At 58.8% G+C, this 10,344-nt stretch carries 12 protein-coding genes and 1 tRNA gene; 12 read left to right on the forward strand and 1 reads right to left on the reverse strand.

Annotated elements, in window-relative coordinates; translation table 11 throughout:
* Window positions 1-84 (forward strand): hypothetical protein (locus HCZ23_RS08935; protein WP_217703176.1); only part of this gene is annotated, 84 nt, incomplete at its 5' end.
* A gap of 234 nt (window positions 85-318) precedes the next feature.
* On the opposite strand, the gene HCZ23_RS08940 is transcribed toward HCZ23_RS08935, so the two are convergent.
* Window positions 319-729 carry a hypothetical protein gene (locus HCZ23_RS08940; RefSeq protein WP_167601403.1) on the reverse strand — a complete coding sequence of 137 codons (411 nt, stop codon included), beginning with the start codon at window positions 727-729 and terminating at the stop codon, window positions 319-321.
* A gap of 56 nt (window positions 730-785) precedes the next feature.
* Between HCZ23_RS08940 and HCZ23_RS08945 the strand changes: the two genes are divergently transcribed.
* From HCZ23_RS08945 to rpoB, 11 genes are all read left to right on the forward strand, one after another.
* Window positions 786-1,145: a hypothetical protein gene (locus tag HCZ23_RS08945; protein WP_167601404.1), complete on the forward strand. Its 360-nt coding sequence runs from the start codon at window positions 786-788 to the stop codon at window positions 1,143-1,145.
* 87 nt (window positions 1,146-1,232) lie between these two features.
* Window positions 1,233-1,308, forward strand: a tRNA-Trp gene (locus HCZ23_RS08950).
* 107 nt (window positions 1,309-1,415) lie between these two features.
* Window positions 1,416-1,616, forward strand: a complete 201-nt coding sequence (gene secE / locus HCZ23_RS08955; RefSeq protein ID WP_167601405.1) for a preprotein translocase subunit SecE — start codon at window positions 1,416-1,418, stop codon at window positions 1,614-1,616.
* Window positions 1,617-1,654: 38 nt separating this feature from the next.
* Entirely contained in the window at window positions 1,655-2,230 is a 576-nt protein-coding gene (locus tag HCZ23_RS08960; RefSeq protein WP_167601406.1) for a pyridoxamine 5'-phosphate oxidase family protein, read from the forward strand.
* 161 nt (window positions 2,231-2,391) lie between these two features.
* Window positions 2,392-2,931, forward strand: a complete 540-nt coding sequence (gene nusG, locus HCZ23_RS08965; RefSeq protein ID WP_167601407.1) for a transcription termination/antitermination protein NusG — start codon at window positions 2,392-2,394, stop codon at window positions 2,929-2,931.
* 120 nt (window positions 2,932-3,051) lie between these two features.
* A complete protein-coding gene (gene rplK, locus HCZ23_RS08970) occupies window positions 3,052-3,501 on the forward strand; it encodes a 50S ribosomal protein L11 (RefSeq protein ID WP_167601408.1) in 450 nt (149 codons plus the stop codon).
* The gene (gene rplA / locus HCZ23_RS08975) at window positions 3,501-4,199 is read left to right on the forward strand and encodes a 50S ribosomal protein L1 (protein ID WP_167601409.1); all 699 of its coding nucleotides are present in this window, start codon (window positions 3,501-3,503) and stop codon (window positions 4,197-4,199) included. Before rplK ends, rplA begins: the two co-directional genes overlap by 1 nt.
* Window positions 4,200-4,407: 208 nt before the next feature.
* On the forward strand, window positions 4,408-4,653 hold the full coding sequence (locus tag HCZ23_RS08980) for a hypothetical protein (RefSeq protein WP_167601410.1): 246 nt from the start codon (window positions 4,408-4,410) through the stop codon (window positions 4,651-4,653).
* 271 nt (window positions 4,654-4,924) lie between these two features.
* Window positions 4,925-5,440: a 50S ribosomal protein L10 gene (gene rplJ / locus HCZ23_RS08985; protein WP_066707226.1), complete on the forward strand. Its 516-nt coding sequence runs from the start codon at window positions 4,925-4,927 to the stop codon at window positions 5,438-5,440.
* Window positions 5,441-5,509: 69 nt separating this feature from the next.
* Window positions 5,510-5,884, forward strand: coding sequence for a 50S ribosomal protein L7/L12 (gene rplL / locus HCZ23_RS08990; RefSeq protein WP_167601411.1), 375 nt, complete (start codon window positions 5,510-5,512; stop codon window positions 5,882-5,884).
* Between the two features lie 279 nt (window positions 5,885-6,163).
* The gene (rpoB, locus tag HCZ23_RS08995) at window positions 6,164-10,300 is read left to right on the forward strand and encodes a DNA-directed RNA polymerase subunit beta (protein ID WP_167601412.1); all 4,137 of its coding nucleotides are present in this window, start codon (window positions 6,164-6,166) and stop codon (window positions 10,298-10,300) included.
* Window positions 10,301-10,344: the final 44 nt, after the last annotated feature.

The following is a 10,344-nucleotide window of genomic DNA, read 5'->3' on the forward strand; positions in this document are numbered from 1 at the left end:
GCGATGGAAGAAGGCCTCCGCTTCGCGATCCGCGAAGGCGGCCGGACTGTTGGTTCGGGCGTTGTGTCCAAGATCCTTGCGTAATCGGGTCGAGTTTCTGTAAGAAACTCTGACCGGTGGGTGGCAGTCGTTTTTGTCTTCAAAAACGATGAGAACCCACTCCGGTGAAGTTTAAGAATGAGAAAGGGCGCTCTTCGGAGCGCCCTTTTTTGTTCGAATGCGGACTACGTTCAGGAAACAGCATGTGGGTGCAAGCCACGGGTGGCAGTTGGCTTTGCAAGGCAAAGGCAATGAGAACCCGAGGCCGGAGACCTGTTCTCAAGCAGCCGCTTTCGCCGTCATGCCTTCGACCAACCCGCGTTCCAAAATTCCCGCCGTCATATCCACAAGCGACTGGGGCCCCGAGATATCCATCAAAGCTTCCGCGCGTGAGGTATCGAACCGGGGCCGATAGCCCAGCTCATTGAGGTTGGCCCGAATGTCGCCATCGAACAGCCCCATGATCCGCACGAGCCAATCCGGTGCGCCGCGCAGCGGCAGTTTTGACCGCAGCCCCGGATAGGCCTGTGCCACGGTTTCTGCAATTTCGAGGATCGACATGGGATCGAAGCCTGCCGGATGCCGTTGCCCATCAGAGCCGGGGTCGGTCATTGCGGCGACGAGGATGCGGGCCAGATCGCGCGCATCGGAAATATTGAGGTGAAGGTTGGGGGCCGTCGCGAAACCCACGCTTTACGCGCGCTTCAAGAACAAGGAACGAGCTTTTCGCGGGCGTCGTTCACTGTGTGATCGCGCAGCTCGAAGAAGTGGTCGCAGGAGAACTGGCAAAGGAGGGCAGCGTCACGGCGCGCGTCTCTGGGGGCATTCGCGGTAAATATGCGGTGCTCCATGAGATGCTGGGCACTTCGACCTATGCGGAAGAACTGACCACCGCGCCGAAACGGCTGGTGAGCGATTCCTTTGCCGCCTTTGAGGCCCGTCTGCGCCAACGCATCGCGCAAGTGATCGCGAAAAAGGCCCCTGAGGAGGCGGAGCGTCTTGCGCGGCTGGTGATCGCCAGCGCCGATGGCATCAACCGGCTGGGCGCGGGGCCGGACGCGATTGCGGCAGATATAGACCTGATGGTGTCGAAGCTTCTGGCCTAATGGAACGCGGCCAGACGAATTCTGTGCGCCGGTTTGAAAACGGGCTTGCAAAGGCCGCACAGCTTGTCTATCTCCACCCTCGGCCTTAGGGGTATAGCTCAGCTGGTAGAGCGACGGTCTCCAAAACCGTAGGTCGCGGGTTCGAACCCTGCTGCCCCTGCCATTTCCTCCAATCTCGATACGATCTGGGCGTGAGATGCGCTGTCGGGCTTGAAATTCACGCGCGGCTCGCGTATCTGCGCCGGGTACTCAAAGCATCAGGACAACAAGATGGCCACGAAAACCAATCCGCTTCAGTTCATTCAGCAGGTGCGCGCTGAGGCGTCGAAGATCGTTTGGCCGACCCGTCGCGAAGTCATGCTGACCACGCTGATGGTCTTCGTGATGGCCGCTCTGACGGCGACGTTCTTTTTCCTCGTCGACCTGCTGATCCGCAATGGGCTTCAGGCTTTCCTGAACCTGTTCGGCTGATCCGGCGGTTGCCATAGCGGGCCTCAAGGAGGCCCGCTATGGCAAAATTTTTCGACAGTATTCCCAATCCTCTGCGTCGCATGGTCGAACCTCAGAGGATTTTCTTTGTCGCCACGGCGGCGGATGGCGCGCGGGTGAATATCTCGCCGCGGCCCACGGCGGAGACGCTTCGGATCACCGGGCCGAATGAGCTGATCTATCTCGACATGACCGGATCGGGCGCCGAAACCGCCGCGCATTTGAAAGCGGACGGGCGGATGACCGTGATGTTCTGTTCCTTCGAAGAGCAGCCGATGATCGTGCGGTTTTTCGGCACGGGGCGGTCGGTGTTCAAGGGCACGGAAGAGTATCAAACCCTGCTCGACACCCATTTCGACGGCAAGGAGTTGCCCGGCGCGCGCCAGATCGTTGTGCAGACAATTGAGCAGGCGCAAAGCTCCTGCGGCTATGGTGTGCCGTTCTTTGATTATACGGGCGAGCGCTCGACCTTGAAGGACTGGAGCACGCGCAAGGGGGATGCGGGGATCGCGGAGTACCTCGAAGAAAAGAACCTCGTCTCGCAAGACGGTTTGCCCACCGGGTTCGAAGAGGTCGCAGAGGCCCTAAAGGGTTGAACTTGCGCGCCTGAGCGTATAGAGCGAGCGCACTCTCAGAGACGGGCGTGCAGCGATTCGAGTTGCGCGCCGCTTTATTGTTTCGGGGAGTTGCGCGTAAGCGTTTGGAATTTAACGACATCTGGCCGAAATGGCCGGAGAGATGAAAAGGCAAAGGCACCATGGCGAAGCGTTGGTATTCGGTGAGCGTTCTCTCGAACTTCGAGAAAAAAATCGCCGAAGCGATCAAAACGGCCGTGGAAGAAAAGGGCCTGCAGGATCAGATCGAAGAAGTTCTGGTGCCGACCGAAGAGGTCATCGAGGTGCGCCGGGGCAAAAAGGTGACGACCGAGCGTCGCTTCATGCCGGGCTATGTGCTCGTGCGCATGGAGATGACCGACCAGGGCTATCACCTGATCAACTCGATCAACCGCGTGACCGGGTTCCTGGGCTCTTTCGGCAAGCCGATGCCGATGCGTGACAGCGAAGTCGAAGCGATCCTGGGCCGTGTCCAGGAAGGTGCCGAAGCCGACGCGCCGCGCAACACCATCACCTTCGAGGTGGGCGAACAGGTCTCCGTGGCCGAGGGCGCCTTCGAGGGCTTCGATGGTATGGTCGAGGAAGTGGACGACGCCAACCAGCGTCTGAAAGTTTCCGTGTCGATCTTTGGCCGGGCTACCCCGGTCGAACTGGAATTCACTCAGGTCAACAAGACGGCCTGAGCGAGCGCCTGATCTTTCAGGCATCACTTGTGGGAGAGGCGGTTCGCGCGCGGATCAAATCAGACCACACAACGTAGTCGTCGCGAAACGCGTTTCGTGACAGTTGGAAAGGAAAAGCCAATGGCTAAGAAACTCGCAGGTACGATGAAACTGCAAGTCCCCGCCGGTGCAGCGAACCCGTCCCCGCCCGTGGGTCCGGCGCTGGGTCAGCGCGGCATCAACATCATGGAATTCTGTAAGGCGTTCAACGCCAAGACGCAGGATATGGAGCCCGGCGCACCGTGCCCGACCGTGATCACCTACTACTCCGATAAATCCTTCTCGATGGACATCAAGACCCCGCCGGCGTCTTATTACCTCAAGAAGGCTGCTGGCCTTAAGCCGGTCGGCAAGCGCAACCGCCCCAAAGGCGCTGCTCTGCCGGGTCGTGAGACCGTCGCTTCCGTGACCGTCGCGCAAGTGCGCGAAATTGCAGAAGCCAAGATGAAAGATCTGAACGCCAACGACGTCGAAGGCGCAATGAAGATCATCGTCGGCTCCGCGAAATCCATGGGCATTGAGGTGAAGTGATGGCGAAACTTGGCAAACGTACCCGTTCCGCTCGCGAAGCTTTCGCTGGCAAAGAGAATGTCTCCGTCGAAGAAGCGGTTGAGCTGATCAAAGCCAACGCGACCGCAAAATTCGACGAGACCGTTGAGATTGCGCTGAACCTCGGTGTTGACCCGCGCCACGCTGACCAGATGGTCCGCGGCGTTGTGTCCCTGCCGAACGGCACGGGTAAAACCGTCCGCGTCGCCGTGTTTGCACGTGGCCCGAAAGCCGACGAAGCAACCGCTGCTGGCGCAGACATCGTGGGCGCAGAAGACCTGATGGAAACCATCCAGGGCGGCACCATCGAGTTCGATCGCTGCATCGCGACCCCGGACATGATGCCGATCGTTGGCCGTCTGGGTAAGATCCTCGGCCCGCGCAACCTGATGCCGAACCCCAAAGTCGGCACCGTGACCATGGACGTCAAAGCGGCTGTTGAAGCGGCCAAAGGCGGCGAAGTGCAGTTCAAGGCGGAAAAAGCCGGTGTTGTGCACTGCGGCGTTGGCAAAGCCTCTTTTGATGCAGGCAAACTGGCCGAAAACATCCGCGCTTTCGTGGATGCGGTTCAAAAAGCCCGCCCGACCGGCGCCAAAGGCACCTACATGAAGAAGGTCTCCGTGTCTTCGACCATGGGTCCGGGCGTGTCCATCTCCGTGGACTCCGCGACGGGCAATTGATCCAGCGTATCGCGACAGCGATGCGCGTCGGGCGAAAAAGTGCATTTCGTAGAAATGCATGATCGCCTTTAAGCGATCAGGTCTGACAAGTTTGAAAGGCGCTCCGTTTGGGGCGCCTTTTTTCTTTGGCATTCCCTCCCCGATGTGGAAGTTTGAAATTGCGATGAGTACTTCTTAGTTGCCACGTTAATTTTGAGAGGGATGTTTTGTGACTTACGGGATTCGAAAAAGTGAGAAGGGTGACAAAGCTGTTTATATGGATATGGGCGTCTGGTATGACGAGAAAACGGGACATATTCATCTTACAGTTCCTAAATCGGGTTGGTTTCATACCACTGTGAATTTGAATGAGGAGAGTAAGCGCGGTCATCCCAATCTTTATATGAAGCTTGCACGAGCGTTGCGTGAGGCCGGTGCGACTGCTCCTGAGCTCGTAGAGGAAGCCGACGAATGAGTTGGACCCCTTGCACTCTCCCTTAATCCCCTCTAAACACCATCCTGCATCCCAGCGTGCGATTCGTCGTGCGCTGTTTTGCGTTTCGTCCTAGACGGTGGGTGTCAGCGATCTTGCTGACATAATTCCTGCCTGAGACGGGAAGACGACAAGTTTCTCCGCAGGCTAGACCTCGGGCGACTTTGGCGCAGCCCCGTAACGGACTTCGTGCCGGTTTCAGCCGGTAGAATTGAGCCGGGAGGGGAAACTCTCCCATACTTGGAGTAAAACTGTGGATAGAGCACAAAAAGAAAAAATGGTCGAAGAGCTCGGCCAAATCTTTGACAGCTCTGGCGTCGTTGTGGTTGCCCACTACGAAGGTCTCACGGTTGCTGAAATGCAGGACCTGCGCGCGCGTATGCGTGAAGCCGGTGGGTCCGTCCGCGTTGCCAAGAACAAGCTCGCCAAAATCGCCCTCGACGGAAAGCCCTGCGCAAGCGTTGCTGAATTCCTGACGGGCATGACTGTTCTCACCTATTCGGAAGATCCTGTGGCCGCGGCCAAGGTCGCCGATGCTTACGCCAAAGATAACGAGAAATTCGTGATCCTCGGCGGTGCAATGGGTGAAAACGCTCTCGACGTCGCCGGTGTGAAAGCCGTGGCACAGATGCCGTCCCGCGAGGAGCTTATTGCCTCTATCGTTGGCTGCATTGGTGCACCTGCTTCCAACATCGCTGGCGCGATTGGCGCTCCTGCTTCGAACATCGCTGGTATCCTGTCTACGATTGAAGACAAGGCTGCTGCATAAGCAATTAGAGACCGACGTGGTTGTAAACACACGCGTTGGAACACATCTTAAACGAACGGAAACAGTACAATGGCTGATCTGAAGAAACTTGCAGAAGAGATCGTGGGTCTCACCCTTCTCGAAGCACAAGAACTGAAAACCATCCTCAAAGACGAGTATGGCATCGAGCCCGCCGCTGGCGGCGCAGTGATGATGGCTGGCCCGGCAGGCGATGCTGGCGCAGCTGCTGAAGAAAAATCTGAATTCGACGTCGTCCTGAAAGACGCCGGCGCATCCAAGATCAACGTCATCAAAGAAGTCCGCGGCATCACCGGCCTGGGCCTCAAAGAAGCCAAAGAGCTCGTTGAAGCTGGCGGCAAAATCAAAGAAGGCGTCGACAAAGCCGAAGCCGAAGAAGTCAAAGCCAAGCTGGAAGCAGCTGGCGCGACCGTCGAGCTGGCCTAATCGCCTTTGGTCCTTACGGGCCACACAAAATAAGGGCTGGATCCGGGGTTCCCTGGGTCCAGCTTATATCGTTTCTTGGAAAACGGTTTAGCCTGTCTGAGAAAGGGCCTTTCGCGAAAGCGTCACACAAAGGGTCTTTTCTCAGGAGAGGTTCAAAGGTCGGGAGCCCCCTTTGGGACGGGGGCAGGAATAGACCGAATCCCTCTGTTTCGTCAGGGCACATCTGCCGGCGCCCAACGGTAGACGTCGCTCGCGAAAATTCGAAAGGTATAGACGCTTATGGCATCGTCCTTCCTCGGCCAGAAACGGCTCCGCAAGTATTACGGCAAAATCCGCGAAGTGCTTGAAATGCCGAACCTTATTGAGGTTCAAAAATCTTCTTACGATCTTTTCCTGAAATCCGGTGACGCCACCGAGCCGCAAGACGGCGAAGGCATCAAAGGCGTGTTCCAGTCGGTGTTCCCGATCAAGGATTTCAACGAAACCGCTGTGCTCGAGTTCGTGAAATACGAGCTGGAAACCCCGAAATACGACGTCGAGGAATGTCAGCAGCGCGACATGACCTATTCCGCGCCCCTGAAGGTGACGCTCCGTCTCATCGTGTTCGATGTGGACGAGGACACCGGTGCGAAATCCGTCAAGGACATCAAGGAACAAGACGTGTTCATGGGCGACATGCCCCTGATGACGCCGAACGGCACCTTCGTGGTGAACGGCACCGAGCGCGTGATCGTGTCTCAGATGCACCGCTCCCCGGGCGTGTTCTTTGACCACGACAAAGGCAAAACCCACTCCTCGGGCAAACTGTTGTTCGCCTGCCGCATCATTCCCTACCGCGGCTCCTGGCTGGACTTCGAATTCGACGCGAAAGACATCGTCTTCGCCCGTATCGACCGTCGCCGCAAACTGCCGGTCACGACGCTGCTCTACGCGCTTGGTCTCGACCAGGAAGCGATTTGCGACGCCTATTACAACACCGTCGAGTTCAAGCTCGAGAAGAACAAAGGTTGGGTGACCAAGTTCTTCCCGGAGCGTGTGCGCGGCACCCGTCCGGCCTATGACCTCGTGGATGCGGCCACCGGCGAAGTGATCTGTAAAGCGGGCGACAAGATGACGCCCCGCGCGGTGAAGAAAATCATCGACGCTGGCGAGATCACCGAGCTTCTGGTGCCCTACGAGCACATCATCGGCAAATTCGTTGCGAAAGACATCATCAACGAAGAGAACGGCGCGATCTATGTCGAGGCTGGCGATGAGCTGACCCTTGAGATGGACAAGGACGGCGATGTGATCGGTGGCTCCCTGAAAGAGCTGCTGGATGCGGGCATCACCGACATTCCGGTTCTCGACATCGACAACGTCAACGTTGGTCCCTACATGCGCAACACCATGGCCGCCGACAAGAACATGAACCGCGAAACCGCGCTCATGGACATCTATCGCGTCATGCGTCCGGGCGAGCCGCCGACCGTTGAAGCAGCAAGCACCCTGTTCGACAGCCTGTTCTTCGACTCTGAGCGTTACGATCTTTCCGCCGTGGGCCGCGTGAAGATGAACATGCGCCTCGATCTCGACGCGCCGGACACCATGCGCACGCTGCGCCGCGAGGACATCGTGTCCTGCATCAAGGCGCTCGTCGAGCTGCGCGATGGCCATGGCGACGTGGACGACATCGACCACCTCGGCAACCGTCGTGTGCGCTCCGTGGGCGAGCTGATGGAAAACCAGTACCGCGTGGGCCTTCTGCGTATGGAACGTGCGATCAAAGAACGGATGTCCTCCGTCGAGATCGACACGGTCATGCCGCAAGATCTGATCAACGCGAAACCGGCCGCCGCGGCCGTGCGCGAATTCTTCGGCTCCTCGCAGCTGTCGCAGTTCATGGACCAAACCAACCCGCTTTCCGAAGTGACGCACAAACGTCGTCTCTCCGCGCTTGGGCCGGGCGGTCTGACCCGCGAACGTGCGGGCTTTGAGGTCCGCGACGTGCACGTGACCCACTACGGTCGTATGTGCCCGATTGAAACGCCGGAAGGTCCGAACATCGGTCTGATCAACTCGCTGGCCACCTTTGCCCGCGTGAACAAATACGGCTTCATCGAAACCCCCTACCGTAAGGTGGTCGAGGGGCAGGTGACGGACGAAGTGCAATACATGTCCGCCACCGAAGAGATGCGTCACACCGTGGCTCAGGCCAACGCGACGCTCGACGCAGACGGCAAGTTCGTCAACGATCTCGTGTCGACCCGCCAATCCGGTGAACACGCGCTGAACCCGCCGCTCAACGTCGACCTGATCGACGTGTCGCCGAAACAGCTGGTCTCCGTGGGTGCGGCTCTCATTCCGTTCCTGGAAAACGACGACGCCAACCGCGCTCTGATGGGCGCGAACATGCAACGTCAGGCCGTGCCGCTTCTGCGCGCGGAGGCGCCGCTTGTGGGCACCGGCATGGAAGGCAAAGTCGCCATCGACTCCGGCGCAGCCATTCAGGCGAAGCGTGCCGGCATCATCGACCAGGTCGACGCAACCCGGATCGTGATCCGTGCCACCTCGGACCTTGAGTTGGGCGACGCGGGCGTGGACATCTACGGTCTGCGCAAATTCCAGCGCTCGAACCAGAACACCTGCATCAACCAGCGTCCGCTGGTGAAAGTGGGTCAGACGGTCGAGAAGGGCGAAGTGATCGCCGACGGCCCGTCCACCGATATGGGGGAACTGGCGCTCGGCAAGAACATCATCGTCGCCTTCATGCCCTGGAACGGCTACAACTACGAGGACTCCATCCTGATCTCCGAGCGCATCGCGCGTGACGACGTCTTCACCTCGGTGCACATCGAGGAATTCGAAGTCGCCGCCCGTGACACGAAGCTCGGGCCGGAAGAGATCACCCGCGACATTCCGAACGTCGGCGAGGAAGCTCTGCGCAACCTCGACGAGGCCGGTATCGTCTACATCGGCGCTCACGTTGAGCCGGGGGATATCCTTGTCGGGAAAATCACGCCGAAGGGCGAAAGCCCGATGACGCCGGAGGAAAAACTCCTGCGCGCCATCTTCGGTGAGAAAGCCTCTGACGTGCGCGACACCTCGCTGCGTGTGAAGCCTGGTGACTACGGTACGGTCGTGGAAGTCCGCGTGTTCAACCGTCATGGCGTCGAGAAAGACGAGCGTTCGCTGCAAATCGAACGTGAGGAAATCGAACGTCTGGCGCGTGACCGCGACGATGAGATGGCCATTCTGGACCGCAACATCTACGCGCGTCTGAAAGACCTGATCATGGGCAAAGTGATCGCGAAGGGTCCGAAAGGTGTCAAACCGGGCGTGACCGTCGATGACGAGCTGCTCGGCATGCTGTCCCGCGGCCAGTGGTGGCAGCTCGCCGTTGAGGACGAGGACGATGCAACCATCGTTGAGGCGCTGAACGCTCAGTATGAGGCTCAGAAACGTGCGCTTGAGCACCGTTTCGAAGACAAGGTCGAAAAAGTCCGTCGTGGCGACGACCTGCCGCCGGGCGTGATGAAAATGGTCAAAGTCTTCATCGCCGTGAAGCGCAAGCTTCAGCCGGGCGACAAGATGGCTGGTCGTCACGGCAACAAAGGTGTGGTCTCGCGCGTCGTTCCGATGGAAGACATGCCGTTCCTCGCCGATGGGACGCCGGTCGACTTCTGTCTCAACCCGCTGGGTGTGCCGTCGCGTATGAACGTCGGTCAGATTCTCGAAATTCACATGGGCTGGGCCGCGCGCGGTCTCGGCATCCAGGTGGATGACGCGCTGTCTGAATACCGCCGTTCGGGCGATATGACCCCGGTGCGCGATGCGATGAAATTCGTCTATGGCGAAGAAGTCTACGAAGAGGGCATCGCCGGCATGGACGACGAGCTTCTCATCGAGGCAGCCTCGAACATCGTCAACGGTGTGCCGATCGCGACCCCGGTCTTCGACGGTGCGAAAGAGGCCGACATCAACGACGCTCTGCGCCGTGCCGGTTTCGACACCTCCGGTCAATCCGTCCTCTTCGACGGTCGCACCGGCGAGCAATTCGCCCGTAAGGTGACGGTGGGTAAGAAGTACATGCTGAAACTTCACCACCTCGTCGACGACAAGATCCACGCCCGTTCCACGGGTCCGTACTCCCTCGTCACCCAGCAGCCGCTCGGTGGTAAGGCGCAGTTCGGGGGTCAGCGTTTCGGGGAGATGGAGGTCTGGGCACTCGAAGCCTACGGTGCCGCCTACACCCTGCAGGAAATGCTCACGGTCAAGTCGGATGACGTGGCCGGTCGTGCGAAAGTCTACGAGTCGATCGTCAAGGGCGAAGACAACTTTGAAGCCGGCGTGCCGGAGTCCTTCAACGTGCTTGTCAAAGAAGTCCGTGGCCTCGGCCTCAACATGGAACTCCTGGACTCGGAGGGTGAGGAGTAAGGGCCCGCGCCCTTACCCTCCCTCCCTTTCCGAGACAATCTGAG

Origin of the sequence: Celeribacter sp. HF31 (assembly GCF_011806455.1) — a bacterium.
GTDB lineage: Bacteria > Pseudomonadota > Alphaproteobacteria > Rhodobacterales > Rhodobacteraceae > Celeribacter.

Bases quoted from the DNA above. Each gene is read 5' to 3' on its own strand.
- secE (WP_167601405.1), top strand. From the start codon at position 1,416: ATGGCCACGAAAACCAATCCGCTTCAGTTCATTCAGCAGGTGCGCGCT.
- HCZ23_RS08960 (WP_167601406.1), top strand. From the start codon at position 1,655: ATGGCAAAATTTTTCGACAGTATTCCCAATCCTCTGCGTCGCATGGTC.
- nusG (WP_167601407.1), top strand. From the start codon at position 2,392: ATGGCGAAGCGTTGGTATTCGGTGAGCGTTCTCTCGAACTTCGAGAAA.
- rplK (WP_167601408.1), top strand. From the start codon at position 3,052: ATGGCTAAGAAACTCGCAGGTACGATGAAACTGCAAGTCCCCGCCGGT.
- rplA (WP_167601409.1), top strand. From the start codon at position 3,501: ATGGCGAAACTTGGCAAACGTACCCGTTCCGCTCGCGAAGCTTTCGCT.
- rplL (WP_167601411.1), top strand. From the start codon at position 5,510: ATGGCTGATCTGAAGAAACTTGCAGAAGAGATCGTGGGTCTCACCCTT.
- rpoB (WP_167601412.1), top strand. From the start codon at position 6,164: ATGGCATCGTCCTTCCTCGGCCAGAAACGGCTCCGCAAGTATTACGGC.